Genomic DNA, 25,811 nt, shown 5'->3' with positions numbered 1-25,811 from the left:
TTTATTTTATTTTTCCATTCTTAATTTGATCATGATTTTAAACAGAATCGCCAAACTCGCCATCATTTAACTTCCGTTACTCGCCAACTCAATTTTAAATTCAGCCAGAAATTCCAAAACGTCACCAGTGCGATCGCAATAATTTTTGAAACATAGGCATTCATCCCAAAAACATTAAACAGCAGATTAACAATTAAGACATTTAAAATTAACCCCGATAAACAAATTAAGTTAAACTTTACAAAGCGTTTAACCCGTTTTCCCATGCCTTTCTGATGGCTTGAAATATCTCCAAATGTCCAAATATCATTCCACAGGAAATTATTTAAAATTGCCACTTCTGCGGATAAAATTGCACTTCGGGTTAAGGCTAAACCGAGAACAGTATAAAGGAGATAAAACACTCCCATATCGACAAAAACCCCACTAAACCCCACAATTCCAAATCGCAAAAACCGCATTACAGGCCATCGGGCAAACCGTAATTTCACTAAATGTTGTAAATATTCAATATATTGTTTCCAAGTCACTTTGCTTTCCCCTTCTAAGCGTTCTTGGAAAACATAACCGACCTCTCCTACCCAACGAATTTGACCTCGACCTAACACTTCAATCAGGATTTTATAACCAATAGGATCAAGGGTTTTCCCGGCAATTGCATCCCGTCTGACCATAAAATATCCACTCATCGGATCAGAAACTCGACCAATGACACCGGGTAATATAATTAATCCTAAAACCTGTGCTCCTCTCGATAAAAATCGCCGAACAATACTCCAATCACTAACGCCTCCCCCTTCAACATGGCGGCTGGCAACGGCTAAATCTGCACCCTTTTCTATTTCTCCTAAAAGTTGTAATAAACTTTCGGGAGGATGTTGTAAATCCGCATCAATTACCCCTAAAATTTCCCCTCTCGCCACTTGCCAACCTCGGATAACGGCTGTTGATAATCCCCGTTCTTCTTGACGTCGCATGACCCGCAGTTGAGGAAATTCTGGCATTAACTCTGCTGCCACTTTCCACGTTAAATCTGGGCTATCATCATCAACAATAATTAACTCATATTGATTCGGAATTGTTGATTCTAATAACTGAGTTAATTGTTGAACAATAGCCCGAACATTTTCGCTTTCTTTATAAGTAGGAATCACCAAGGATAATCGAATCGCAAATTCACCTAATTCCGTCGGAATAGTGGCTTGTGTCGGAATTTGTAACGGCTCTGTTGGAACAGGAAGAAGGGTATTCATTTCAGGCAAATTCATCGGGTCTTACCTCATTAATGTCTGATTTAATCGAATCGATAATTAATTCGCTTTAAGAAGAAAACTAAATGATCATTAAGCTCATCCCATAATTCTCCTGACAAACTGTCCCCCGCACCCTGTTTTTCCCTTAACTAAAAATCACATATCATTAAATTTGAGCCGACCCGTTTGCACATAATCAAAAACTCGATTAATTTGGTTGCGTTCAGGCTCAGTAATATCTTTATCGGATAAAATAGCAGAGGTTAACCTCAAATAGTCAGAATGACTAAGTTGACCAGAATTGATAATCCGATCCGTCATTTGAGTAATTGAGATTTTAGAGCGAGTTTGAATTGTCCAGAGCATCTCAATTGTTACCTCTCTTAATTTAAGCCTTAACTCATTTTGCGAGGAGATTTGCTAAACTACTGACGCACACCCCACAGAAAATTAACTCTTCTAAACCCTGATCAAATCATCCCAGGAGATTGGTTTTTATGCAAATTGAACGAATTTCAGCCCTCTCTGATAATTATATATTTTTACTGCATGATCCCCATCGGAATATTGCCGCCGTTGTTGACCCCGCAGAAGCCTATCCTGTTTTACAACATTTGGAGACATTAGGAGCCGAATTAGTTGCAATTTTTAACACCCACCATCACAGTGATCATGTTGGCGGAAATACTCAACTGATCCAACACTATCCCAATCTTACAGTTTATGGCGGTGTAGAAGATCGAGGTAGAATTCCGGGCCAAAAGGTCTTTTTAGAACAAGGGGATCAGGTTCAATTTGGAGATCAAGTAGGGGAGATTTTATTTGTTCCGGGTCATACAAAAGCCCACATTGCCTATTATTTTCCGCCTCAAAATGCTGATGACCCTGGTAATTTATTTTGTGGGGATACTCTATTTGCCGGGGGATGTGGTCGTTTATTTGAAGGAACTCCTCAACAAATGGTGACTTCTCTAAATAAATTCCGCAACCTACCTGAAACCACTAGAGTTTGGTGTGCCCACGAATACACCCTCAATAATTTAAAATTTGCCTTAACGGTAGATGCTGACAATCCAGACTTACACCATCGTTTCCAAAATGTCAAGGTCGCCCGCAGTCAAAATCAAGCCACCATTCCCTCAAATATCGGTTTAGAAAAACGCACGAACCCTTTTTTACGGTGGGATGTTCCTAGTTTACAATCTGCGACGAATAGCCAAGATCCGATTCAAACTTTTACTCGTTTGCGGGGGATGAAGGATCAATTTTAAAGAATATATTTTGTCGGGTGCGTTAAGTGGAGTTAAGTGATCGGTTAATGCAGAAACGGATGATGGACTTGCGATCGCACCCGAATTTCGTTAATATAGAGTGTTTGGGTTAAAAAAAATATAGGAACTGATCATGGCGAAGCGTATTCAAGTGGTTCTGACGAAGGATGTCAGTAAACTCGGAAAAAATGGGGATCTCGTAGAAGTCGCCCCTGGTTATGCTCGTAACTATTTACTCCCTCAGAGTATTGCAGTTCGGGCCACCCCTGGTATTCTCAGACAGGTAGAACGGCGTCGGGAAGAAGAACGTCAACGCCAATTGGAACTGAAACAACAAGCTGAAACTCAGAAACAAGCCCTAGAAGCGGTGGGTGTGTTCAAAATTGCCAAACAAGTTGGGGAAGAAAACGCAATTTTTGGAACTGTTACAGAAAAAGAATTAGCAGAATTGATTCAACAAACCATTGGTCAAGAAGTTGATCGTAGAGAAATTACTCTCCCCAGTATCAGTAAATTAGGAACCTATAGAGCCCATATTAAGTTACATTCTGAAGTAACAGCAGATGTGGAAGTTGAAGTGGTTTCCCTGTAAATTTTTATTGGATTCAATTTAACCGATTTTAACAGGTTTCCCCCTAAGCCCGAACTTGAGTTCAGGGCTTATTTTTATTGTTGTTCTTTAAATGAATAATAGAGATTAGCAACCGTTAAATCACGAACTTTAGATGGTTTTCGAGATCCAGAAACTTTTTATCTTTGAAAAAATAATAGAGATTAGCAACGGTTAAATCAGGAACTTCTTTCCAGTTGGTTAAGGCTAATCCTTTAAAATCCAGAGCGATCGCTTTTTGGGTAATATAAGATTCATACTCAGAGCGTAATTCTGGTTTAAGGATAAATTTAAGTTGATCTTTCAAAGCAACAAAATGTGATTTATCTTTTAATTCTTGATACAGTTCAAATGGGGAGCGTTTTTGTAAAGCGTTAGATTCTTGGGATTGATTTAAACTAACAATATCCGTTACATTAAAACTAGCTAGTTTTTCCTGATCCTCAACCGATAAATTTTGTATAACTTTTAGATTGTTTTTCCAGAAATTAATTAAAATTATATCATGATTGATAATATAGTTAATTCTAGGAAATATAAAATCAATTTCTTCCTCTGATTGACAGGACTCTGTTAATTCCATGCAATCTTTGATGATTTTATCTTTTAGGTGATTCAACTGAAAAATACAAGCATCAAAATCATTTTTTAAAATATCAACTAACGCTAAAGTTTGCTCAATCGCCCAAGCACATTCTAATCGCTTCAATCTCCCTGAAATCGAAGGAGAAGAAATTAATTCTTTGTTGTTATAAATAGCTAAACAATTTTGTAACTCATTCCAAGTCAAGTTTAATTTATCATTTCTATCTTTAGGATTTTGTGTTATTAAAGCCGATGGGAGTCGATTATTATGGACTGACTGAAAGATTCCATAAGCCTTAACAAACTCAACGCGGTGTATTTCTTGTTTAATTTCTTGACCCACTTGATTGATCGCTTTTAAAATTTCATCTCCTTGATGATTAATAATTGATTTTAAATCTGTAAAACCTGTTTGAAGCTCTAACAAAACTTGATCTAATTTTAAATTTGATTGACGATTTTGCTGCAAATTTAGTGCTGAAAGTATTCCCTGTAAAGCAACACCGACTCCTAGGGTTGCTGTTGCTGATTCTAATATACTTGCCTTTTCCTGTAAGCTATCTACGCCCTTTTTCAGATAGTCTAAGTCTCGATTAAGATTGTCAGATTCTACCTTCCCTTGATAGGCTCTGACCCCAATTTTTGCGATAATTAATACAGTTCCGAGATAAGGAACGGCAGATGCAAAAGGAATTGCTACATCTAAGGCAAGACCGACGGACTTTAACAAAGGCTCTAAATCTTGAGATTCCATAACTAAGTTAACCTGGGTGTCAGAAGTTAGTATAATTAATTATATCAGTGATACCTGTTCAAAGTGGTTACTGATGGGAAAAAAAACATTGAGCCGGGAATTAAATGTGATGAATGAATCTCTCAAAGCCTTTCTTGCTCTTAATGAAGCAATTACACTAATCCATTCTAATGGCAATCAATCCTTAGAGTTAAAACAGTCAGCAACCGATTTAAGTCAATCAATTCAACTCTGTACGGATGAAATGAGACAGTCTGCTGTAAAACTAGAACAATTACTAAAAAATTGTTATCAAGATTTAGATTATGCTGAGGAAGTCTGGAATAGTAAAGCGAGAATTTTATCTATCCCCAAGGATGAAATTTGGGAACAGATCGCACAAATTAGCAATGTAGATGTACGGATTCGTAATTTAAGGAAAAAATGCGAAACAGAAGTTGTTCAAGAAATAAAACAAGCATGGGCTCATCGTTTTACCAAACTTAAAATGCAGTGGTTTACTGAAAAGAATACCGGAAAACCTAAACCCGAATTAGGCTTATCAGATAAAGATGGTTTAATCAAAAGTTTAGAAAGGGAGTTAATGGCTCAAGACCGTCAAATCATTCTAGCAATTAAACATAATATAGAATTACTATCTGAAGATTTTTCTATTTTTAAAATTCATAAATTAGACTCTCATGTTAGTTTTTTAGAAAGTAAATACAAGAATAATTTATTGTCTAAAATAAATGATAACCATTATAGAATAAATTTCTTTTTTAATAAAAAGAACACTGTTTCTGACCCTTTAATTGATATAATAAAACCTTCTTGGGAAGCCTTTCGCAAAGACTGTTTTTTGGTTGTTAAAAAAGAAAAATTTGATGATTTTTCCAATACAGTTCTATTGTTTATAGAAAGTAGCCTATTACCAAGGTTAAACAAGTGTTTCAATTTAGCTATATCCATTGTCAGATTCTATTTAACCTTTTATGATGATTTATTAGAAAAACAAAATAGATATGAACAAGAAATTCCTGAAAAATGGCAATCGGAAAAACAATCGTTAGATCAACTGCGTTCACAATTAGATAAAGTTCAGACAGAAATTGATACGATTTTAAATTCTATTTCCACAAGCTAATAATAATCAATTATCCTTAAAATGTAGGGGCGAGGTTTCCTCGCCCTTAAACGGCGTTTGTTAGCAAGAATAGGATCATAGGTTTGAAGTGAGAGGGGAAATGTGCGATCTCAAACCCATCAATATTTTTAACTTAACTTTTAGATATTGGGTGCGTGCGCTTTGCTTACACACCCTACGCAGTTAAAATTCAATCTAATTGAATATTAGGTTAGGGCGAGGCGGGACACAAGCCCCTACAAAGATAGGTGATTATTGTTGTGTTATAAGTGCGTAGGGTGCGTAGGGTGCGTAAGCAACGCGCACGCACCAGATAAGATAGAATAGAAGGGAAAATTTTTTTATTGAAATCCTTTTATTATTATAATGAATGAACCTCAATTTTCTAGTATTAGCGATCGCCTTCCCCCTCAAAACATAGAAGCAGAGGAAGCAATTTTAGGCGGTATTCTCCTTGATCCAGAAGCCATTAGTCGGGTAGCAGAATTATTACAACCTGAATCCTTTGCCCTCAAATCCCATCAAATTATTTATCGGGCAACTTTAACCCTACATTTTCAAGGAAAACCCACGGATTTAATGACCGTTACCACTTGGTTAGCAGATCAAAAATTACTCGAACAAGTGGGAGGACAATTAAAATTAACTCAACTCGTAGATCGGACTGTTTCGGCTGTTAATATTGATCAATATGGTTTATTAGTCTTAGATAAAAAAATCCGTCGCAGCCTGATTACTGGCGGACATAATATTATTGAATTAGCTTATGATACCAGCCAAGATTTAGAAACGGTTCTCGATAAAGCCGAACAACAAATCTTTAATATTTCTCAAGTTCGACCCCAACAGGATTTAGTTTCTATTGGAGAAACCTTAATTGATACCTTCCAAGAAATTGAAGACCGCAATGAGGGAATTTCGTTACCCGGTATTCCTTGCGGATTTTATGATTTAGATGCGATGACAGGGGGTTTCCAACGGTCGGATTTAATTATTATTGCGGGTAGGCCATCAATGGGGAAATGTTTAAGTTTTGATAGTAAAATTGTTCTATTCGATGGCAGTGTTGTCACCATTCAAGAGATTTATAAGCGTCAAAAAGCTCAAATTTTGACTTTAAAATCTGATTGGAAATTTAAAATTACTGAACCTTCGGATTTTATTGATGATGGAATTAAACCTGTCTTTAGAGTAACAACAAAATTAGGACATTTTGTAGAATCAACCTTGACTCATCCGTTTTTAATGATTCAAGGATGGCGACCTTTAGCAGAACTTAAACCTGGAGATAAAATTGCTATTCCTCGTCAATTAAATTGTTTTGGAACTGAAAATTTACCAGAATATCAAGTTAAAATTTTAGGTTATTTATTAGGAAATGGAGGGTTGAATAATAAAAACATTGTTTTAACTCATAATAATTATCAATGGTTAGAACAATTTGGACTATCAGCACAAGAACTTCATCAAAAAACGATTCCTGAAATTATTTTTAGATTAGAGCGATCGCAAATCGCCTTATTTCTTAATCGTTTGTTTGCAACAGATGGTTGGGCAACTCTTTTAGCTAGTGGTCAATGTCAACTCGGTTATGCGAGTGTTAGTGAAGAATTAGCCCGACAAGTTCAACATTTATTATTACGGTTTGGTATTATTTCAATTTTGAAAAAGCGTTCTATTAAATATAAAGAAACGAGACGAACGGCTTGGCAACTGGATATTACCGATGCTTTATCTATCAAAACCTTCATTTCAGAAATCGGGATTTTTAGTCAAGAAGAAACGCTATTAAAAATACAACAAGCGTTAATAAATAAACGCTATCAAACGAACCGAGATTTAATCCCTGTAGAAATTTGGCAAGAAATTGCAACAGTTAAAGGCGATGAATCTTGGCAAAGTTTAGCACAACGAGCAGGAATTTCAGGATATAGTAATATTCATGTTGGTAAACGACAATTATCACGGGAAAGACTTTGGACTTTAGCAACTGTTTTAGAGGATTTACCCTTACAACAGTTAGCAACTAGCGAGATTTATTGGGATGAAATTGTTTCAATTGAATTCGTCGGGGAAAAACAAGTTTATGACTTAACGATTCCTGAAACTCATAATTTTGTTGCCAATGATATCTGTGTTCATAATACCAGTTTTGCCGTCGGTTTAGGACATAATATTGCGAAGGGTCATAAGTTACCGATTGCTATTTTTAGTTTAGAAATGTCTAAAGGACAGTTAGTACAACGACTGTTATCTAGTGAAGCCAAAATTGAAAGTAACCGCATTCGTTCAGGACGCATTAGTCAATCAGAATGGGAACCGTTAACAATGGCAATTAGTTCCTTAGCGGAATTACCGATTTTTATTGATGATACCCCAAATATTACTGTTACGGAAATGCGTTCTAAAACCCGAAGATTACAAGCGGAAAATGGAGGCGCGTTAGGGTTAGTTTTAATTGATTATTTACAATTAATGGAGGGAGGAAGTGATAATCGAGTACAGGAATTATCAAGAATTACTCGATCATTAAAAGGATTAGCGAGAGAATTAAGTGTACCTGTTATTGCGTTATCCCAGTTAAGTCGAAGCGTTGAATCTCGAACAAATAAACGCCCGATGTTATCGGATTTAAGGGAATCTGGTTGTTTAACAGGTGATAGCTTAATCACATTAGCAGATACCGGATTACAAGTACCCATTAAAGAATTAGTAGGTCAATCTGGTTTTTCAGTTTGGGCTTTAAATGCAAAAACAATGAAGCTAGAAACAGCAATTGTTAGTCATGCTTTTTCTACAGGTATTAAACCTGTATTTACCTTAAAAACTCGACTAGGAAGACAAATTAAAGCAACTGCTAATCACAAATTTTTAACAATTCAGGGTTGGAAAAGACTAGATGAATTAAGTTCTAAACAACAGATATGTTTACCAGATAACAGTGATGTGTATTGGGATGAAATTGTGGCAATCATATCCGATGGAGAAGAAGAAGTATTTGACTTAACAGTTCCGGGTCTGCATAATTTTGTCGCCAATAATATTATTGTTCACAATTCCATCGAACAAGATGCGGATTTAGTCATGATGATTTATCGAGATGACTATTATAATCCTGATACGCCAGACCGAGGAATTACAGAAATTATTATTGCTAAACATCGTAATGGCCCCACAGGAACCATTAAACTGTTATTTGATCCTCAATTTACTAAATTCAGAAATTTAGCCAATCCTCGGTCTAGTTAATTTAACCTCAATTCCCCCAGTCTTAATATTAATTTTAAGTATAATAATTTGAGTATCAAAAAAGACGTACTGGTTAATCAAGATGGAATTCATGAGCGGGATTTATCTAATTTTAGGAATTGTGTTTGAAGTGATGGGGACAACCTGTATGAAGTTATCCCAAGGCTTTACTCGAATCTGGCCTTCTATAGGAATATTTATTTTCTATGGACTGAGTTTTACTTGCTTAACAATAGTCCTCAAAAAAATTGAAGTTAGCCTTGCTTACTCGGTCTGGTCTGGTGTAGGAACTGCTTTAATTGCTATGATTGGAATCGCGTTTTTTCGGGAGTCAATTACTCCGATTAAATTTATATCAATTGCATTGATTATCATCGGTGTAATCGGATTAAATTCAGGTAAATAGATCAAAAACCGGGTTGGTTCATAAAACCTGGATTTTAACCCAGAAATCATGCTTATAAACCCGGTTTATTGGGTAACTTTTGAGGCTCAAAGAATTACTTCACGCCCAATAGTTCCACATCAAAAACTAACGTTGCATTCGGAGGAATGACACCCCCAGCACCGCGAGCACCATAACCTAAATCCGGTGGGATAATTAACTTGCGACGTCCGCCTACTTTCATGCTCATAACGCCTTCATCCCAACCTTTAATCACCTGACCTACACCAATTTTAAATTGAAACGGTTGTCCGCGATCGCGAGAACTATCAAACTTTTTACCATTTGTTAAAGTTCCGGTATAATGAACTGTAACCGTTTGACCCTTACTAGGAGATACACCGTCTCCCTCTTTCAAATCCTCATACTGTAAACCAGAGTCAGTTGTAATTACTTTTTCTTCTGAATTTGTCATGTTTTGAGCAATAATAGTTTGAGCATTGGACGCAATACCTTGTGCAAACAAAGGATTGCTAGATGGTTTTACTGTTGAAGTCGGGGAAACCGTTTGTTGTACTGCAATAGGAGTGTTTTGATTCGTCGCTTTCGCCTGTTGGACGGCTGTTGTAATTTGAGCAACAACTAACACAACCGTACAAACAATAATCACCCCTAAACTAATTAGAATTTCTCGCAAAATTCATCCTCCTGCGTATACTCATGTACCTTTAGGATTGTTTTCTTAGAGAAAACCCAATCTTTAAGTTTGACATTATTTGGGAACTGTTTAGCGCCAAAGACGATTTTCTAAATCTCTAACTTGACGTTCGAGGCGGTCGAGGCGTCCGCGTAACTCATCGAGTTCCGACTGACGGGGAACCCCCACATCCTGCATTAAATTTCGGAACTGTCGCTGCATCAGGTCTTCTAAACTGGTATGATCTAATCTTAGACCCTGCATCATATCGTCTACAAAGCGTTTAGCTTGCTCTGTATTCATCGTTCCGTCTTTGACCCACTGATCCGTTGCTTCCTGCAATTTTTCCGCTACTAACGATGTTGTTCCAATCCCAATCATCAGCAGTTGTCGGAGTAAGTTATTTTGATTATCCATTGTTTCTGCCCGTATAAGGCTGCTAAAGTGCAAATATAAAGCTAGGCTTTATTTTCAAACTGACTCACATTTTCTATTTTGTGATATTTTCCCCAAATTCGCAGATTCATTTTTTGAAGGTTTGAACCCTTAAAATGTCCCATTGTCCCCGTTGTCACCAACCTGTTGACTCCCAAGCGGTTAACTGTCCCCATTGTCAATATCAGCTTAAAGCGTTTGGACATCCTGGTATTCCCCTCTATCGTTCTAGCGGGAAAGAATCTCTCTGTGAAACTTGTCTCTATCATGAGGATGATACCTGTAACTTTCCCCAACGTCCTTTTGCTCAGGAATGTACCCTTTATCAAAATCGTTCTGAACCGTTAATTTCTACTTCGATTAAACCTCAGCAAACTCCATCTGTTACTCTCAAAATTTGGCTTCAACAGAATCTTGTTTGGGTCGTTGTTTTCGGATTATTAATAGTTAGTTTTATTCTCACCCTCTTATAATCTGTTTTTCATTTTTATTTTGCATAAATTGTAATTAAATGGGTTTTGATTAATTTTAAGCTCCTGATTTTCCACTTCTCTAAGTTCTTATTTATAGGTTTGGAATTTCATCCCCAAATTCATAAGCGGTTTCTAACCATAGGTGTTTTGCATCTTGCAAATTTGCCATAACTTCTTCTAGGGTTTCCCCTTGAGTCATACACCCAGGTAAATCTTTAATTTCAGCAACATAACCCCCGTCAGGTTCAGGATATAGTGTAATCGGATAAGGTAAATTTAAGTAATATTCTAAGGATTTACTTTGTGTTTTTATATTTTGCATACCAAATCTCCAAATCTAATAAACGTATAATCTGCTTAATCTAGGTTGTTTTTACCATTTTACCACCTGTTTTAGGGACAACCAGATTTTGACCTTGATCATTTTAAATCTTTGCTAACAATCTAAACCCTGTAGGGGCGAGGCGCGCCTCGCCCCTACGTTGACTGTGGAATTTTATAGGGATAAATGCGATCGCATCTCCCAAATTTAAACCGTTAAACCTTCAATGTCATCCTGAGTGTAACGAAGTGAAGCGAAGGATCTCAAGGGTTATTTGCTGATAGCAGAAATCTCTATGAGATGCTTCACTACGCTGCGCTTCGTTCAGCATGACAATGGGGAATTTATTAGGCTAATTTTAAGAAATGCGATCACATTTTTCAAGATTAATCACTTAATTCTTCAAAATCCGAGTTACAAATTGCATCTCCATCAGAAGAATAAGGATTTTGTAAACATTCTAAATAATGAAAGCAAACAAAGAATATCATTTCTTTCCAACCATAATTGAGTTGATTTATTTTTACGTAATCAACTACTTTATCAACTCTAGCTTTATATTTATAAGGAGAAAGAATTTCGTTTTTACCGGGAAAAATACAAATCTTAAAGCTAGTTAAAATTTCACGAATCTTATTCACTGAAAATTCAGTATTGTTCAACCCTAAAGAATCCATAAATATTCTGTATTGTTCTTCTTTGACTATGGCTATAAACAAATCTTCAGGAGATAAAAACTTATACTTTTCTTTCAACATTTTAGACAATATTCTATACCGAAACCGATTTAGAGATGATGATTGATCCTGTAGCTCTTGATAGAGTAAAGCAGCCGTTTCAGAATAGAATTTTTTTAGATAGGGTTCTGCTAGTTGAATAATTTCCCATAATATTTCGTATTCCTTAATTATTTTCCGAATTGCCTCTCTTTTTAAAGGGTCAATTCCTTGATTTTCCAAAACTTGCTCAAATATGCCATCTTGACCTGTAAATTTTGCTTCTAATGCTTGAGAAAGTAAGAAATTAGATTCTCTCATTTTTTCAAAACATTCTTTTTGCTCTTCTGTCAAATCTAATTGAAGAAAACCTTGGTCGGGCAAATTTTGTAAAAGCTCAGGTAACTTTTTGACAATGACATCTTGAGTTCTAGCCATGATCATTATTTCCATAAAATCTTATTGTTCACAATCCTAGATGGCTTTTCCTACCTATATATCTTTTGTGTCAAAAACATGAAGTTTTGTAACAACTGTTGCTTTTAACCCAACATCCCTCCCCCGTCACACACCTTAACAACATTGACGTCCCTCCTTGCGGTAGGCTAGATCAAGTGACTTTATTTGCTTGTATTATTTCTTCAGTATGTCTGTATCTGCCCCGACTCGTACCGTCCGCATTGCATCGCGCAAAAGCCAACTCGCCCTAGTACAAACTTATTGGGTACAAGGAGAACTTCAGAAACACTTCCCCGAAATCACCTTTGAAGTGCAAACCATGTCCACCCAAGGCGATAAAATCCTTGATGTCGCCCTGGCTAAAATTGGCGATAAGGGACTGTTTACCAAAGAATTAGAAGTAGGGATGCTTGAGCGCAGCAGCGATATTGCGGTGCACTCCCTCAAAGACTTACCGACTCGACTTCCCGAAGGATTAATGTTAGGCTGTGTCTCGGAACGCGAAGATCCCGCAGATGCCTTAGTCGTTCATGAAAAACATAAAGATAAGCAACTGGAAACCCTTCCGGCGGGTGCTGTTATTGGGACTTCTTCTCTGCGACGCCTAGCCCAACTCAGACACCATTATCCTCATTTAGAATTTAAAGATATACGCGGCAACCTGAATACTCGTCTGCAAAAATTAGACGATAGAGAGTATGATGCTATTATTCTAGCGGTTGCTGGGTTAACTCGTTTAGGAATGAGCGATCGCATTCATCAAGTCATCCCCTCGGAAATTTCCCTCCACGCCGTCGGACAAGGCGCATTAGGAATAGAATGTCGAGAAGGAGATAGCGATATTCTTGAGATTATTAAAGTTCTTGAACACACTCCAACCGCCCAAAGATGTTATGCTGAACGAGCTTTTCTACGGGAGTTAGAAGGCGGTTGTCAAGTTCCCATTGGTGTGAATACTTTTATTAATGGCGACCAACTGACCTTAACGGGAATGGTGGCGAGTCTGGATGGAAAACGCTTAATTAAAGATACCGTCACCGGAAATGCGGCGGATGCGGAAGAGTTAGGTATTCAACTCGCCAATAAACTCAAAGACCAAGGTGCTCAAGAGATATTAAACGAAATTTTTGCTGAAATTCAGCGTAGTTAGTTGACAAATAGGTTAGATATTGATAAGCACTGATATTTTTTGATCAATATCTAACCTTTACCCCAAACTCAAACCATGCCAGAATATCCTGAAGCTTTTAAAACCGCATTAAAATTTACGTTAAAATGGGAAGCTGGTGTAGGCGACCCTAGAGATTTAGCAGGAACTGTTAATTATGGAATTAGTCAAGGAAGTTATGATACTTATTTACGCAATAAGAATTTAACGTCTAAGTCGGTTCTCCAAATTACACAACCTGAAGTCGAAGAATTATATTATTTACAATTTTGGAAACCCTGTTTAGCAGATTCAATGGTGTTACCGTTAGCGGTAGCCCATTTTGATACGGCCGTTAATTTTAGTGTTAAAGGTAGTTTAGAATTTTTACAAGAAGCCATTGGTGGGTTAACCGTTGATGGCAATTTCGGCGCAAAATCAAAAGCCGCATTAGAAAAAGCCAATAATTTACAAACCGCCCAACGCTATTGTCAAAATCGAATTGATTATCGTTATCAACGAGTAAAAGCTAACCCCAGTCAAGAAGTTTTCTTAAATGGATGGTTACGACGAGATCAAGATTTATTGCGATATGTCAATGAATTAGGAGGTGTAACGACACCCAAACCAACACCAACGCCAACACCAGCACCAACACCAACACCCAAACCTGTTAGTCAAGCCGAAATATTGAGTAAAATAGAACAAGCTATCCGGTTATTACAAGAAGCCGTTGATTTACTCAAAAAACAATAATTGTTATAGATTTTTTTAACGGTTAACTGTTAACAATTAAGGGTTAACCGTTAATCGTTAATATTCCATCCTTCAATATTTGCTACAAGTAATTATCGGATAGCTAACCCCTTTTTTCCATCTCCTGTTCCCTGTTCCCTGTTCCCTGTTCCCTATTTATCTACTTAAAATCAGCTTTACATTGACTTAAAAGGCGAGTGTCATTTTCGCTCACCGTTGGAATTCGATGAAACCCTTCTAAAACAATATTGTTTTTCTCTGTTCCTTGACCTTGGGCCGCCGCGACAACAGCAGTATTGCTAAAACCAATATTATAAGAATAAGCTTCTTGACTGTAACTTTCAATGATGTTTAAATTAAGTTGATTTCCTTGGGGAACTCCGGTAAAACAGTCAAAAGACGAGCGAGGCATATAAAACGCTCCCGTCACCTGACCTTGCTTGACCTCAAACACCATATAAGCTTGTCCAATTTGTTCCGGTTGAGGAGACTGACCATAGAGGTAAACCCCCTCTTCCAAAAAATTATGTTGAACAGTAGCCCTTTCTAAAGGAGTATTGTTAGGATTTTGTGAAATTAAAAGAGCCTGTGCTATGGGAATTTCCCCAAAAAGGAGTACACTCCAGACTAAAATGTTAACAACGGGGGAAAGTCTGGTGAATGCCTTGGGAAACCTACCCCAGGATGTAATAGCATTGAGCAGTTGATCAAGCATTTTTTGAATCTCCTGCGAAAGGCATCGACAACCGAGTATTTAGCTACAGCATGACTTGACTCGATTTCGGTGAGATTTATTCCTAATTCCAACATACAATATTCGCGGTACAGTGGACATCGCCTTTGGGACTCACTTCGATAGCGAATTCAACGAACTCGAATAAAGCGTTTAATCGGACACCGAGACAGGTATGATAACGTTACGGAGCAACTAAGGGAACGCAAAATTAAAATGCGAATTCTATTTGTCGCCGCAGAAGCGGCACCTTTAGCGAAAGTTGGCGGGATGGGAGATGTGGTCGGTGCATTGCCGCAGGTATTGCGAGCAATGGGACACGATGTTCGCATCTTTATGCCCTATTATGGCTTCCTCCCTGATAAGATCAAAATCCCAAAAGATCCGATCTGGTGGGGAAATACCATGTACCAGCGTTTCGCGGTATTTGAAACGGTATTTCCGAAAACTGATGTACCATTATATTTGTTTGGACATCCATCCTTTATGCCTCGTCGTGTGTACTATGGAGAGGATGAGGATTGGCGGTTCACCTTATTTTCCAGTGGCGCGGCTGAATTTGCGTGGAACTATTGGAAACCCCATATTATTCACTGCCACGACTGGCATACGGGAATGATCCCGGTCTGGATGCACGAAACGCCTGATATTGCTACAGTCTTCACTATTCATAATTTAGCCTATCAAGGGCCTTGGCGCTGGTATTTGGAACGGATTACTTGGTGTCCTTGGTATATGCAGGGTCACAATACGATGGCGGCGGCGGTACAAGCGGCTGATGTCGTGACGACCGTTTCTCCGACTTACGCTCAACAAATTCAAACCGCAGCCTATGGGGAAAATTTAGAAGGGTTGCTATCCTATGTCAGTGGCAAAATGACAGGGATTTTAAATGGAATTGATACCACTTCCTATAACCCGGCGACTGATCCTTATATTCCTGAACGCTTTACGGCTGATAGCCTAGAAAATCGTCGCGTCAATAAAGTTGCAATTCAAGAAGAAGTGGGATTAGAAGTTAATTCTAATACGTTCTTAATGGGTATGGTAACGCGATTGGTCGAACAGAAAGGAATTGATCTCGTAATTCAAATTATGGATCAATTTTTATCTTATACCGATTGTCAATTGATTGTTTTGGGAACGGGCGATCGCTATTATGAAACCCAATTATGGCACATGGCCTCTCGTTATCCGGGTCGGATGACGACACAATTATTGTTTAATGATGCCTTATCTCGGCGGATTTATGCGGGTTGTGATGCCTTTGTGATGCCGAGTCGGTTTGAACCTTGTGGTATTAGTCAAATGTTGGCAATGCGTTACGGTTGTGTTCCCATTGTCCGACGCACTGGGGGTTTAGTGGATACGGTATCCTATAATGATCCGATTAATTATCAAGGAACAGGATACTGTTTTGATCGCTATGAACCCTTAGATTTTTATACCTCAATGGTTCGGGCTTCTGAAGCCTTCCGGTTTAAAGATCAATGGCGAGAATTGCAACGTCGTGGTATGAGTCAAAACTTTAGTTGGGAAAATTCTGCTAGAGAATATATCCAACTCTATAGCAATTTGATGGATAACTATGGAGGTGTTCCGAATGAATCAGAACCTGCTCCACCCCCCCAACCTCAACCGAGTTCTAGCGTTGTTGTTTAAAGGTTAATGTTCAAATAAACCGGGTTTCTGGCTGTTATCTTAATCTAAGACATAACATTAAGATGAATCCTTCAGAAACCCGGTTTCTCTATGGGTTTTTGATCAATTTAAGCAAATAAATCTAACGGAAAATGCCCGTATACTCCATTAATTCCATCTTCTTCCGTTGATTGAAAGGAAATTAAAACCCCTCGATATTTTTCTAAATATGGGCTAATATAAAAGGTTTGATGGCGACCATTAAACTTTAAATAAACGGCTCCTTCAACGGTATCTAAAGCATTTTCTCCAACATTTATAGAGTATTGAAAAGCTTTTAAATAATCGGTTAATGCTGTTAAGGCTTGTTCCTTAGAATCTGCACAAATCCCAATCATTTGATATTCAGATTCACGAGTTAGCAATAATAATGCTTGTTGAATTTTAGCGTTTTCTGCCTCCGAGATCGGGGAAATAACATCGTTACAAATAAAGTCTTTTAAAAGGGCTTCAGCATCTTTAACCGTTAATGGCATTGGGTCTGGAGAAAGCATAATCAGGTGTCAGGAGATAAAAAACAGGAAAAAAATTGTATCATTAGCAATTGAGACTATTATCTATTATATCAGAATATTGATAGAATAAATGCCGAGATCATCAAAACATTAATGATGGCTGTTTTATCTCCTATGTCCTGCTATAATTAGACCCCTGAATTTTTAAAGAACTCAGAGGTCTGTAATGTGTTAATCGTTTTAGCGATAGCGTGCATATCGATCAAACGGTTGATTGTTTTTGGCAACAGCACGTTCAGGATCTAAACCCGGAGGAAATTGAGTATTCTCGTTGTAAGTGGCTTGATAAAAATTGACGACTAAATTAGATTCTCGTGAACGAGAAGATTCACATTGGAACTGGTATCTGTAGCTATTTTCGGGGTCTGTATAGCGGTCTGCGTAGGGATCTCTGTAGCGGTCTGCGTAGGGATCTCTGTAGCGGTCTGCGTAGGGATCTCTGTAGCGATCTGCGTAGGGATCTCTGTAGCGATCTGCGTAGGGATCTGTGTTTATATTACAGACTATTAGCTCGTCGCTATTTAAGTTAGCATCGCTTAAGTTTGCCCCTTGAAAATTAATGAAATCATCTGTATAGTGGTATCCACTCAGATTAGCATTTGTTAGATTCGCACCACTAAAGTCGGTATCAGAAAGGGATGTATCAGTTAAGTCGGCTCCAGTTAAATTAGCATTGTTTAACTTGACACTGATCAGATCGGCATCATGGAGGTTAGTACCCGCTAAATTCGCTCCACTCAGGTCAGAGAAACGCAAAAAAGCATCCGTTAAGTTTAAGCCACTCAAGTCGGCTCCCGTTAAGTCTGGGCGTGAACCCGTGCTAAATTTCCAATTATTCCATTGTTCAACGCTGCTTTTGAGAAGGTCAAGCTGGGTTTGATCAAAAGCCCAAGCATTACTAGAAAAGCTTGTTAGCGAGAGTAAAGTCACTAAACAAGCTGCTAGTAATGACATAGTGAGTTTCTTCATGGTTGATCTGCTGTTTGAGGGTTAGGTGCAAGCTCAGGAGCCAGGAAACAGGAAAATATCTGCTTTGACTCTTGAGATTGCTTAAAATTCTAACTCAAATTAAAGCGAGAACATCCTTTTGAGACGAATGGTCGGATAATTTTAATATTGGGTTAATGTTCCACGATCGAGGTAAGGGAGAATCACTACTTTCCTCAGTCTTCTGAATGGGGACTAACATCGAGTCCGTTGACCGGATGATCATTTCGCCCCGCCCTAGCGCTTCGCGCCATTGTCGTCCGATTTTCCAAGCATGGAACTTGATCGCATTCCATCGAGGGTTAACGGGGTATCCCGCATACCCAGACCGTAAAGCTGGAATGCACAGATCATCCAGGGGAGTATAGACAAATACTCCTTCAGCTAATTGCACTTTTTTGAGTTGATTTTGATTTTGCTTGAACATGGACGTCACCCCCTTTTATGTTTTACAGTCGTTTGCTTGTGCAAATAGTCTGATATTCCCCTTTACTGAAGTAAAGCGGTTTTGGGTTGATTAAAATCCCAGCAAAAGCACCCCTTTATTTTTGAGTGTTTCTACAACCTTTAATGATGCAAAAACATAACAAATAAAGGTAAGCAAAAGCTACCTAGAGGGTATGATCTCCCCAAGATTTACGGAGAATATTTGACTTAGACTTCGGGTATGTCTTACCCTACTTTTGGAGAGAGTCAAAAAAATTTGACGTTTTGAACGTTGCTACGTCTTCAATAGCCGTTGACGATGGGTTTAAGGTAATCGTCAGCGATATATTTTTGCTAACCCAAGTTAACAAGGGAGTCTGAAAGGTCATCCCCCATACAGGGTATATCTATCTTCATCGCGCCGATAATGGATTCAGCGCTAACCCTGATTTTGTATCCTTGTGCGATACTTTTGAGCTCGATTACGACCCTGATTTTTGGGTTTAATACAGCACTCTGGAAATTCAAACCTACTTTATTATATCTTAATCTGTTGCCAATTAATAGCACCAACGGGAATAAACTGTTAATCTCAGGATTAACAGTGACGTGCTCTCGGGAATATTCCGGTTAGCGGTTGACTAGGCCGTCGCTTGGGTAAGTTCTTGCCACCGTTGATGCCACAGTTGCATGGCTGTTTCGCCTTCGGGTAAGTCGGCAAATTCTTGGCTTTGTTGTTGCAGTTCAGGAGCTAATCGTTCTAAGGAGTCAAAGCTATTACAATAATGTAAAATTGTTTTCCAGCCTTCGTGCCATTGTTGACCAGCCTGTTCACGCTCACGAATGGGTTTGAGTCGTTCTTCTTCTTGGGCTTGTCGTTGAGCTTCGAGTTTAAAGTATTGAGATTTTTTCGCCCAAGCTGAACGCCATTCTTCTAAAATAACAGGGTTATACTGGTTTTTATAGTGCTTGACTTCTAAACTGAGCATTTCTCCTAATTGCTCTAAGCTGGAGCGTTCGCTACAATTTTGAATTGAATCTAACCCCGTTTCTTTCCACAGGGGTAAGCGACGATAACTGACGAAAACCGCTTTTTTTTGTTGAATTTTTACCCAAATTTGATGGGGCCAGAATTCTAGGCGCTCAATGTGTCGGGGCGCAATACTCAGTAAGGTGGCAACTTCTAACCAGACACGGGCTAGGGGCCATTGACTCGGCACAATAACTCCAGCCTTGATTAAATTTTGAGACATGGGCAAACACCTAGATTCTGGACGATCATTTTCCCAAATACTAGATATAGCGTTACTATTGGGAGATTTCATCAATTATACCCTAAATGTAGAGTTTCGTCTAGGTGTTGAGTTAGAAAAACTGGTGTCCAAGGAGGAGAAGAAGGCCAAGATTGTTGGCTGGGATACAGCACAGTGAGCCAAAGTATTGTTGAGAATAGATTCTATAGAATAGCAGAAGTTGACACCGTTGACACAAGATAATAATTCTAAGTTTGAGCAGGAGAAATGATGAAAATCAATAAAATCCATCACATTGCAATTATTTGTTCTAATTATCAAAAATCTAAAAATTTTTATGTCAATCTTTTAGGGTTTGAAATTATTGCAGAAACCTTTAGAAAAGAACGAAATTCTTATAAATTAGATTTACGAGTCGGAACTCAGGATCAGATTGAGTTATTTTCATTTCCTAATCCTCCTCAAAGACCGAATCAACCGGAAGCTTGTGGCTTAAGACATTTAGCCTTTGAAGTTGATAATATTGACCTAAGTGTTGCTGATTTATTAGGGAAGGGGATCTGTGTAGAACCGATTAAACGAGATGAAATCACAGGTAAACGATATACATTTTTTAAAGATCCTGATAATTTACCATTAGAAATTTATCAAAAAAATGTAGGTTAATCAGCAATCAGTAGGGGAGGGTGAGTTAAGACAAATCTTGAATATTATGACTGTGTTAACCCCCCTCAAATTAATCTCGAATCACGGAAGTATTGCCCGATGCTTGTAGCCAGAGGTGATAGAGTAAAGATTCAGTGCGATCGCCTAAAACCGTGAGAAAAATTCCACTTTCACCCTCTGGATCAACAGTAATCCAAGTTCCAGTTAAACTAACTTCAATGGTTTCTGTATCCGCCACACATAAGGCAATTGCTTCTGAGCGTTGTTGACGAACAGCCGCCTCTAACATCGACAAGGTGGAGACATTGACAGGTAACAGAAACGAGGCAGAACTCGGTTCAACAACCATCGTTTGGCCCATTCGCATTGCCAACTTCACCCGCAGCGCCACCAGTTGTTCTGGAGATTGACTGAGACGCTCAATATGAAACGCTGTTTCCGTATAAGTTAACTTCAGCATTGATTTTGAATCCCTTTTCAGAAAAGCCAAGGGTTGGTTGACAGTTGACGGTTAGCTGTTCACCGACACCCTACAACCCTTGCCAGAAATATTCGGCGAAAGCAACAACTGGGTGGATGGGGGCTTTGGGTTTCGTGCGTAAGGGCATTCGAGCTTCTTCAGGAGTGCGATTGCCTTTAGTGGTATTGCAACGTTCACAAGCCGTGACGACGTTATCCCAGGTATGAGTACCCCCACGAGAACGGGGAAAGACGTGATCAATGGTTAATCGTTTTGTACTCCCGCAATATTGGCAGCATTGGTGATCTCGCCGCAGAATTTCCCGACGGTTGACCGGGGGAACCTTCCAAATTCGTTCTTGACCCGCTATCGTTAAACGAATTTGGGCTGGAACGTGAAGTACCAGACTCGGAGAATGGACAAACCAACCGGAGTCATTGGAATTAAGTTCCAGAGGTTCAGCTTTTCCAGTCACTAACAAACCAATTGCCCGTTTGATATTGACTCGGTTCATGGGCAAATAATTGGGGGAGAATACGACCACAGATTGCCTTAATACGTCAGTTGGGCTGGTCACGGCTTGACTCCATTTACACTTATTGATACAAACACAAACCCCCGCCTGTTTTTCTGATGAGGAAGCGGGGGTTCAACCGAGTTCGGTTTGGGTTTGGGTTTGGGTACAGTTCATCTCAATTTGTACCTCCCGCTTCGGTGATGAAAAAAGAATGATGCAATTGTTAGAGGGTCAAAGTGGAATTGATCGGATATCTTTGATGGATTGGGTTCTAATGGATCACTATAACCACTGCTAGACTGGCCCTCAACCATAGAGGTTCCGGTTTCAGGATTCCAGGTAGCTCCATCAGATGAGCCTGAACCCTTGAAACAATTGGAATTTAGCCTGAATGTGGATAAGTTGATCACTTGAAAGCTGAACCTCGATATAGATAGTTTTAATCTTACGTTATTTATACTACACTAATATTACAGAGATGTCTACCTATTCATGGAGAAAAAATTATGTATACCCTTCCTCGAACTTCAACGACTGATATGGAAGTGACCAGCATTCGCCTAGAACGGGAACTCAAAGAAAGATTAAAAGGACTGGCTAAGAACAAAGGCTATCAAGCCCTGATTCGAGACATACTGTGGAATTATGTCCAACAAAAATCAGGCGATTATCGCCCGTCGTTGACCAGAGAAGATATCCGTGCCCATATTTCCGCCATTGCAGAACAGGAAGAACGCTGTGTCTTAACAGGAAAAATTATTCGACCGAAAGAGGAAATGTTTTTAGGACTCACGTTTCAAGGCGATATGGTTCCTCTTAGTTTGGAGAGTTTAGATGGCTAGTTAGGAAGAGGATGGGGGACAGGGCTGTTTCATGTTTGAAAATTATAGCTTACTTTTGGGCTATAATTCTCAAACATGATAGCTATTTTCGGAAGAATTAATATTGGATATAATTAATATTATATATCAGTTATATCCAATATTAATCTAAACAGCATAAATATTCCTATTGTCCTCCCTTATGGCTGAACAACCATCACTGCATAATGGTTTAAATTCAGGAGTTCAGTCACAATATTTTGAAGTTCTAAAGGCTGAAAGGATTGAATTTGTAGGGGATAAGTTACGGATAAATCAGGTTCTGCGACGGTGAAATAATATCCATATAATCCCGCTAACTGTCCTGGGGTTTCTGTTGAAAAGGCATAGTCATTACAAAGAAAACGTTGACTTCGCCTCAATTCAGCTTCAGAAATTGGCTCAATCATTAATTCATGAATTTCTTCACAAATTAAGTCTTCTACTTTCTCTAAATATTGAGGTTCTAATAAAGCACTAATCGTAAATAAGCTAGACTCTTGTTGTAAAGAAAAATCACTGCAAATATCATGAACAAGCTGAAGTTTCTCCCGCAGTTTTTGGACTAATCGAGAAGTTCGTCCCGATGCGATAATGGAAGAAATTAAATCTAAGCCATAAGCTTGTCTTAAATGGTCAACTCCTGGCCCTGTCCACGCTAAGGTTAATCGTGCTTCTTCAATATAAGGTAAACGCAGTTCTCGGCGACGAATTTCTTTAATTTGGGGACGAACCACCTCATAAAGATGGGGGAAACTAGCAGGGGGGAAAAAATTATCAAAGGCTTCATGAATTAAATCCAAAGCTTGCTGCTCCTCCACACCCCCAATAATCACAACCGCCATATTTTCCGGTTGGTAACGACATCGATGGAAGCAACGCATTTCATAGGGCGAGTGTTCCATTAATTTCGCTTCTGTACCCAAAACAGAACGACTGTAGGGGTGACGTTCATACACCGTTTCCATCAAGGCTTGAAAACTCAGCCAATCGGGATCATCTTGCGCTTGACGAATTTCTTCTAAAACCACATCCCGTTCTCGATTAAACTCGCTTTCGGGAATCGTTGCGTGTAGTAATAAATCCCCTAAAGCCTGCAATGTTTCCTTCAAATATTGAGCAGCCGTTGTAATATAAAAATGAGCATAATCGTGACTGGTGGCCGCATTCGCCACACCCCCACAACTTTCAATCACTTGATCGAACACACCAGGGCCAATCCACTCTGTACCTTTAAAAATCATGTGTTCTAAAAAGTGGGCCATTCCTGACCACATATCCGGCTCATAAATGGCACCAGCCCTTACCCAGACATCAACAACGACAACTGGGGTTGCCGGAATTTGCTGGTGAATAACCGTTAAACCATTGTTCAACTTAAACGTGCTGGCGGGAAAGGTTGAAGTTGCTAAAACTTGAGACAAATTGTTAAGTATTAAACTCCACTTAATCTAGCCTACTCTAAATTAATCAGGAGTAACCCAAAAAATCTGAGTATCTTGATACAAATTGCGGGTGGAAAAATCCTGACTGGTGAGGTAAAAAAATATCATCCTAGAGCAAAGCTAGGGGCTGTGTAAGCCAGACTGCTGCTTTAGGATGAAATTCAGATTAAATAAATAGCAAATTTGATGCTATGTCCGTTTTAAACGACAGTGGTTCCCAGAATGGGAATTAAAGCGTTTTGGTTAATAGCGGGACTCGGTTCAAAGGTCGCCAAACCAACGGCAACTTGGGCTGCTTGATTCACACCTAAAATGACATTAGGAACGGCAGTGGTAAGGAACTCATCCGTTGTCCGAACGATGTAGTCACCTGGTGTGGCAAGATTCAAGAACCCGAAGGAACCCGCCGCATCACTAATCGAACTCGGTTCACCGGAATCTAACTTGGCGTTGTTATTGAGGTCAAGATAGATTTCCGCACCGGGCAGATTGGGCTCACCGGGCTGAACAATACCATCACCATTGAGATCATTGAAAACAAATCCTGTGATGCTGTCCGGTAAGACGGCACTTGCTGTGGGAGCAAAAGTATAGAGGAAGTTAGCCTGAGCAGAACCTGCTGGAATCACCGGAGCATCAATTGTAGCCCCCGGTAGAGGTGAAGTTCTAACGTAGCTAGTCGTTGGGGGAACGGAAGTTACGGGGAAAGACTTGGCGACAGAAAGGGGATCGGCTAAAAGCTGGTAAGCCAGGTAGGGGTTTTGAGCTAAGGTTTCGTTAGATTGTTGTCCAACATCAGTATTTAAGCCTTTGATAATGTAAGCCCCATCAGCACCACTGACCGTAGACTTTTCGCCTAAGTCAAAGACGTTATTGCCATTAGAATCAATAAAGACCGTAACGCCTCGAATTCCGGGTTCTGAAGCTTCGGGGAAGCCATTGCCATTCAGGTCATTAATGACTTTACCGTAAACACTATTGGGAGCAACAACACCCAGATCGGCTCTGACGGTTGATCCGCCAAAGACATCAACTACTAACGGAGTATTGGTTGTGGATAAGAGATCACCCAGAATCGAGTTTTCTCCTGTTACCTCAGAAGGTTGAGCAATTCTCAACAGGTAGGAACCGGCGGGTAGAACGTTGAAGTTATAAAACCCGGCTTCATTCGTAAACGTGCTAGGTTCGTTGGAGTTGAGGAAACCATCGTTGTTCAGGTCAATGTAGACCGGAATATTGGGTAACGTCGCATCCGTAAAGGGATCATATATCTGAGTATTGGCAAACCCATTGGTATTGACAATCAGGTTGCCGTTACTGTCGTAGATGTTGGAATTATAGGGAACGATATTGCCGTTATCGTCGTAGACGTAGTTGTAGAGACCGAGCAGATTGTTATCTACAAAGACAGCCCCTGCAATGTTGCCACTCAGAGACGGAACAACAGGAGTAACGGCTCCAGTATTGGCAATGTTAAATGTAGCTGTATCTGCTGCGGCTCCTGTTAGGGTGACAGGGTTTGATGCCGTTGTCCGTGTAAAACCAGGAGGAACAACTTGTCCAACTTGATAGCTTCCTGCCGCTAGATTAGGAAACGAATAAAAACCGTTAATATCAGTGATCGAAACTTTTTCTAGGGACTCGGGTAAACCATTGCCATTGCTATCTAAAAAGACAGTGACATTGGGAAGTGCAAGATCTCCAGCATCAAAGATGCCGTTGAAATTAATATCATTAAATGTTGTACCGTTGAGAGTGCTCACGATTTGACTCCTCCACCAAAGTGAATTGCGAAGACTGATTCCGTTTAGCTGCGGGCAGAACCCGTTGCTTAACCTTGTAACTACACCCCTTAATTTAGAATAAGCGAGTGTATCAAGTCCAAGCCGGATATGAATTCTACATTATCGTAGGCAACTATATCAGACTTCCTAGAGATCTGGCAATTTGGATCGCCGGATTGAATTGCATCTTTCAATTAAATTTAGGTTTGAGCAACACCAGCACCCC

At 39.2% G+C, this 25,811-nt stretch carries 27 protein-coding genes; 11 read left to right on the top strand and 16 right to left on the bottom strand.

Features of this window, described 5'->3' with window-relative positions:
- Positions 1–62: 62 nt before the first annotated feature.
- Both H6G57_RS01120 and H6G57_RS01115 read right to left on the bottom strand, forming a co-directional pair.
- A complete protein-coding gene (locus H6G57_RS01120) occupies positions 63–1,268 on the bottom strand; it encodes a glycosyltransferase (RefSeq protein ID WP_190515322.1) in 1,206 nt (401 codons plus the stop codon).
- 141 nt (positions 1,269–1,409) lie between these two features.
- A complete protein-coding gene (locus tag H6G57_RS01115) occupies positions 1,410–1,619 on the bottom strand; it encodes a hypothetical protein (RefSeq protein WP_072718048.1) in 210 nt (69 codons plus the stop codon).
- Between the two features lie 131 nt (positions 1,620–1,750).
- Here H6G57_RS01115 and gloB point away from each other — a divergent pair, with 131 nt between their 5' ends.
- Both gloB and rplI read left to right on the top strand, forming a co-directional pair.
- Complete coding sequence (gene gloB, locus H6G57_RS01110; RefSeq protein ID WP_190515321.1) at positions 1,751–2,524, top strand: hydroxyacylglutathione hydrolase; 774 nt, start codon at positions 1,751–1,753, stop codon at positions 2,522–2,524.
- Between the two features lie 133 nt (positions 2,525–2,657).
- On the top strand, positions 2,658–3,116 hold the full coding sequence (gene rplI, locus H6G57_RS01105) for a 50S ribosomal protein L9 (protein ID WP_190515319.1): 459 nt from the start codon (positions 2,658–2,660) through the stop codon (positions 3,114–3,116).
- 115 nt (positions 3,117–3,231) lie between these two features.
- On the opposite strand, the gene H6G57_RS01100 is transcribed toward rplI, so the two are convergent.
- Positions 3,232–4,473 (bottom strand): hypothetical protein, encoded by a 1,242-nt coding sequence (locus tag H6G57_RS01100; RefSeq protein WP_190515317.1) that lies wholly within the window; start codon positions 4,471–4,473, stop codon positions 3,232–3,234.
- A 73-nt stretch (positions 4,474–4,546) separates the two neighbouring features.
- On the opposite strand from H6G57_RS01100, the gene H6G57_RS01095 reads away from it, so the two are divergent.
- The 3 genes from H6G57_RS01095 to H6G57_RS01085 all read left to right on the top strand — a co-directional run bounded on the left by H6G57_RS01095 (position 4,547) and on the right by H6G57_RS01085 (position 9,254).
- Positions 4,547–5,599, top strand: a complete 1,053-nt coding sequence (locus H6G57_RS01095) for a hypothetical protein (protein ID WP_190515316.1) — start codon at positions 4,547–4,549, stop codon at positions 5,597–5,599.
- A 366-nt stretch (positions 5,600–5,965) separates the two neighbouring features.
- Complete coding sequence (dnaB, locus tag H6G57_RS01090; RefSeq protein WP_190515314.1) at positions 5,966–8,848, top strand: replicative DNA helicase; 2,883 nt, start codon at positions 5,966–5,968, stop codon at positions 8,846–8,848.
- A gap of 91 nt (positions 8,849–8,939) precedes the next feature.
- On the top strand, positions 8,940–9,254 hold the full coding sequence (locus tag H6G57_RS01085) for a multidrug efflux SMR transporter (RefSeq protein WP_190515312.1): 315 nt from the start codon (positions 8,940–8,942) through the stop codon (positions 9,252–9,254).
- Between the two features lie 94 nt (positions 9,255–9,348).
- Here H6G57_RS01085 and H6G57_RS01080 read toward each other — a convergent pair whose 3' ends face one another.
- Together H6G57_RS01080 and H6G57_RS01075 are read right to left on the bottom strand one after the other, a co-directional pair.
- Positions 9,349–9,930: an FKBP-type peptidyl-prolyl cis-trans isomerase gene (locus H6G57_RS01080; protein WP_190515311.1), complete on the bottom strand. Its 582-nt coding sequence runs from the start codon at positions 9,928–9,930 to the stop codon at positions 9,349–9,351.
- Positions 9,931–10,020: 90 nt separating this feature from the next.
- A complete protein-coding gene (locus tag H6G57_RS01075) occupies positions 10,021–10,347 on the bottom strand; it encodes a phasin family protein (RefSeq protein WP_072718055.1) in 327 nt (108 codons plus the stop codon).
- Positions 10,348–10,481: 134 nt separating this feature from the next.
- Here H6G57_RS01075 and H6G57_RS01070 point away from each other — a divergent pair, with 134 nt between their 5' ends.
- A complete protein-coding gene (locus tag H6G57_RS01070) occupies positions 10,482–10,838 on the top strand; it encodes a zinc ribbon domain-containing protein (RefSeq protein WP_190515309.1) in 357 nt (118 codons plus the stop codon).
- A gap of 91 nt (positions 10,839–10,929) precedes the next feature.
- Here H6G57_RS01070 and H6G57_RS01065 read toward each other — a convergent pair whose 3' ends face one another.
- Both H6G57_RS01065 and H6G57_RS01060 read right to left on the bottom strand, forming a co-directional pair.
- Positions 10,930–11,160, bottom strand: coding sequence for a type II toxin-antitoxin system HicB family antitoxin (locus H6G57_RS01065; RefSeq protein WP_190515307.1), 231 nt, complete (start codon positions 11,158–11,160; stop codon positions 10,930–10,932).
- A gap of 386 nt (positions 11,161–11,546) precedes the next feature.
- Positions 11,547–12,314: a hypothetical protein gene (locus H6G57_RS01060; protein WP_190515305.1), complete on the bottom strand. Its 768-nt coding sequence runs from the start codon at positions 12,312–12,314 to the stop codon at positions 11,547–11,549.
- A 208-nt stretch (positions 12,315–12,522) separates the two neighbouring features.
- Here H6G57_RS01060 and hemC point away from each other — a divergent pair, with 208 nt between their 5' ends.
- A complete protein-coding gene (gene hemC / locus H6G57_RS01055; protein ID WP_190515304.1) occupies positions 12,523–13,485 on the top strand; it encodes a hydroxymethylbilane synthase in 963 nt (320 codons plus the stop codon).
- Positions 13,486–13,560: 75 nt separating this feature from the next.
- The gene (locus tag H6G57_RS01050) at positions 13,561–14,238 is read left to right on the top strand and encodes a glycoside hydrolase family 108 protein (protein ID WP_190515302.1); all 678 of its coding nucleotides are present in this window, start codon (positions 13,561–13,563) and stop codon (positions 14,236–14,238) included.
- Between the two features lie 160 nt (positions 14,239–14,398).
- Here H6G57_RS01050 and H6G57_RS01045 read toward each other — a convergent pair whose 3' ends face one another.
- Positions 14,399–14,953: a hypothetical protein gene (locus tag H6G57_RS01045; RefSeq protein WP_190515301.1), complete on the bottom strand. Its 555-nt coding sequence runs from the start codon at positions 14,951–14,953 to the stop codon at positions 14,399–14,401.
- Between the two features lie 234 nt (positions 14,954–15,187).
- On the opposite strand from H6G57_RS01045, the gene glgA reads away from it, so the two are divergent.
- Positions 15,188–16,633 (top strand): glycogen synthase GlgA, encoded by a 1,446-nt coding sequence (glgA, locus tag H6G57_RS01040; RefSeq protein ID WP_190515299.1) that lies wholly within the window; start codon positions 15,188–15,190, stop codon positions 16,631–16,633.
- 107 nt (positions 16,634–16,740) lie between these two features.
- On the opposite strand, the gene H6G57_RS01035 is transcribed toward glgA, so the two are convergent.
- The 4 genes from H6G57_RS01035 to H6G57_RS01020 form a co-directional block, all read right to left on the bottom strand.
- The gene (locus tag H6G57_RS01035) at positions 16,741–17,166 is read right to left on the bottom strand and encodes a DUF1824 family protein (protein ID WP_190515298.1); all 426 of its coding nucleotides are present in this window, start codon (positions 17,164–17,166) and stop codon (positions 16,741–16,743) included.
- 201 nt (positions 17,167–17,367) lie between these two features.
- Positions 17,368–18,141 (bottom strand): pentapeptide repeat-containing protein, encoded by a 774-nt coding sequence (locus H6G57_RS01030; RefSeq protein WP_190515296.1) that lies wholly within the window; start codon positions 18,139–18,141, stop codon positions 17,368–17,370.
- A gap of 109 nt (positions 18,142–18,250) precedes the next feature.
- Positions 18,251–18,601: a hypothetical protein gene (locus tag H6G57_RS01025; protein ID WP_190515294.1), complete on the bottom strand. Its 351-nt coding sequence runs from the start codon at positions 18,599–18,601 to the stop codon at positions 18,251–18,253.
- A gap of 640 nt (positions 18,602–19,241) precedes the next feature.
- Positions 19,242–19,853 (bottom strand): hypothetical protein, encoded by a 612-nt coding sequence (locus tag H6G57_RS01020; RefSeq protein WP_190515293.1) that lies wholly within the window; start codon positions 19,851–19,853, stop codon positions 19,242–19,244.
- A 270-nt stretch (positions 19,854–20,123) separates the two neighbouring features.
- Here H6G57_RS01020 and H6G57_RS01015 point away from each other — a divergent pair, with 270 nt between their 5' ends.
- Positions 20,124–20,519, top strand: a complete 396-nt coding sequence (locus H6G57_RS01015) for a VOC family protein (protein WP_190516266.1) — start codon at positions 20,124–20,126, stop codon at positions 20,517–20,519.
- A gap of 70 nt (positions 20,520–20,589) precedes the next feature.
- Here H6G57_RS01015 and H6G57_RS01010 read toward each other — a convergent pair whose 3' ends face one another.
- Both H6G57_RS01010 and H6G57_RS01005 read right to left on the bottom strand, forming a co-directional pair.
- Positions 20,590–20,979, bottom strand: a complete 390-nt coding sequence (locus H6G57_RS01010) for an alr0857 family protein (RefSeq protein ID WP_190515291.1) — start codon at positions 20,977–20,979, stop codon at positions 20,590–20,592.
- A gap of 70 nt (positions 20,980–21,049) precedes the next feature.
- On the bottom strand, positions 21,050–21,556 hold the full coding sequence (locus H6G57_RS01005; protein WP_190515290.1) for an HNH endonuclease: 507 nt from the start codon (positions 21,554–21,556) through the stop codon (positions 21,050–21,052).
- A 446-nt stretch (positions 21,557–22,002) separates the two neighbouring features.
- Between H6G57_RS01005 and H6G57_RS01000 the strand changes: the two genes are divergently transcribed.
- A complete protein-coding gene (locus H6G57_RS01000) occupies positions 22,003–22,338 on the top strand; it encodes a hypothetical protein (protein WP_190515288.1) in 336 nt (111 codons plus the stop codon).
- A gap of 179 nt (positions 22,339–22,517) precedes the next feature.
- Here the strand turns inward: H6G57_RS01000 and H6G57_RS00995 are convergent, their stop codons facing one another.
- Together H6G57_RS00995 and H6G57_RS00990 are read right to left on the bottom strand one after the other, a co-directional pair.
- On the bottom strand, positions 22,518–23,780 hold the full coding sequence (locus tag H6G57_RS00995; RefSeq protein ID WP_190515286.1) for a pitrilysin family protein: 1,263 nt from the start codon (positions 23,778–23,780) through the stop codon (positions 22,518–22,520).
- A gap of 221 nt (positions 23,781–24,001) precedes the next feature.
- The gene (locus H6G57_RS00990; protein ID WP_190515285.1) at positions 24,002–25,564 is read right to left on the bottom strand and encodes an SdrD B-like domain-containing protein; all 1,563 of its coding nucleotides are present in this window, start codon (positions 25,562–25,564) and stop codon (positions 24,002–24,004) included.
- Positions 25,565–25,811: the final 247 nt, after the last annotated feature.

This window comes from Planktothrix sp. FACHB-1365 (assembly GCF_014697575.1).
Lineage (GTDB): Bacteria > Cyanobacteriota > Cyanobacteriia > Cyanobacteriales > Microcoleaceae > Planktothrix.
Note: the sequence above shows the minus strand (reverse complement) of the source record. Positions and strands in the feature narration are given on the sequence as shown.

Excerpts from the sequence above, each read along its gene's own strand:
- H6G57_RS01075 (WP_072718055.1), bottom strand. The coding sequence starts at position 10,347 with ATGGATAATCAAAATAACTTACTCCGACAACTGCTGATGATTGGGATT.
- H6G57_RS01010 (WP_190515291.1), bottom strand. The coding sequence starts at position 20,979 with ATGCTGAAGTTAACTTATACGGAAACAGCGTTTCATATTGAGCGTCTC.
- H6G57_RS01045 (WP_190515301.1), bottom strand. The coding sequence starts at position 14,953 with ATGCTTGATCAACTGCTCAATGCTATTACATCCTGGGGTAGGTTTCCC.
- gloB (WP_190515321.1), top strand. The coding sequence starts at position 1,751 with ATGCAAATTGAACGAATTTCAGCCCTCTCTGATAATTATATATTTTTA.
- H6G57_RS01000 (WP_190515288.1), top strand. The coding sequence starts at position 22,003 with ATGTATACCCTTCCTCGAACTTCAACGACTGATATGGAAGTGACCAGC.
- H6G57_RS01115 (WP_072718048.1), bottom strand. The coding sequence starts at position 1,619 with ATGCTCTGGACAATTCAAACTCGCTCTAAAATCTCAATTACTCAAATG.
- dnaB (WP_190515314.1), top strand. The coding sequence starts at position 5,966 with ATGAATGAACCTCAATTTTCTAGTATTAGCGATCGCCTTCCCCCTCAA.
- H6G57_RS01050 (WP_190515302.1), top strand. The coding sequence starts at position 13,561 with ATGCCAGAATATCCTGAAGCTTTTAAAACCGCATTAAAATTTACGTTA.
- H6G57_RS01065 (WP_190515307.1), bottom strand. The coding sequence starts at position 11,160 with ATGCAAAATATAAAAACACAAAGTAAATCCTTAGAATATTACTTAAAT.
- H6G57_RS01025 (WP_190515294.1), bottom strand. The coding sequence starts at position 18,601 with ATGTTCAAGCAAAATCAAAATCAACTCAAAAAAGTGCAATTAGCTGAA.
- H6G57_RS01095 (WP_190515316.1), top strand. The coding sequence starts at position 4,547 with ATGGGAAAAAAAACATTGAGCCGGGAATTAAATGTGATGAATGAATCT.
- H6G57_RS01070 (WP_190515309.1), top strand. The coding sequence starts at position 10,482 with ATGTCCCATTGTCCCCGTTGTCACCAACCTGTTGACTCCCAAGCGGTT.
- H6G57_RS01015 (WP_190516266.1), top strand. The coding sequence starts at position 20,124 with ATGAAAATCAATAAAATCCATCACATTGCAATTATTTGTTCTAATTAT.
- H6G57_RS01100 (WP_190515317.1), bottom strand. The coding sequence starts at position 4,473 with ATGGAATCTCAAGATTTAGAGCCTTTGTTAAAGTCCGTCGGTCTTGCC.
- H6G57_RS01020 (WP_190515293.1), bottom strand. The coding sequence starts at position 19,853 with ATGTCTCAAAATTTAATCAAGGCTGGAGTTATTGTGCCGAGTCAATGG.
- glgA (WP_190515299.1), top strand. The coding sequence starts at position 15,188 with ATGCGAATTCTATTTGTCGCCGCAGAAGCGGCACCTTTAGCGAAAGTT.
- H6G57_RS01030 (WP_190515296.1), bottom strand. The coding sequence starts at position 18,141 with ATGTCATTACTAGCAGCTTGTTTAGTGACTTTACTCTCGCTAACAAGC.
- H6G57_RS01060 (WP_190515305.1), bottom strand. The coding sequence starts at position 12,314 with ATGGCTAGAACTCAAGATGTCATTGTCAAAAAGTTACCTGAGCTTTTA.
- hemC (WP_190515304.1), top strand. The coding sequence starts at position 12,523 with ATGTCTGTATCTGCCCCGACTCGTACCGTCCGCATTGCATCGCGCAAA.
- H6G57_RS01120 (WP_190515322.1), bottom strand. The coding sequence starts at position 1,268 with ATGAATTTGCCTGAAATGAATACCCTTCTTCCTGTTCCAACAGAGCCG.
- H6G57_RS01035 (WP_190515298.1), bottom strand. The coding sequence starts at position 17,166 with ATGCTTTCTCCAGACCCAATGCCATTAACGGTTAAAGATGCTGAAGCC.
- H6G57_RS01085 (WP_190515312.1), top strand. The coding sequence starts at position 8,940 with ATGAGCGGGATTTATCTAATTTTAGGAATTGTGTTTGAAGTGATGGGG.
- rplI (WP_190515319.1), top strand. The coding sequence starts at position 2,658 with ATGGCGAAGCGTATTCAAGTGGTTCTGACGAAGGATGTCAGTAAACTC.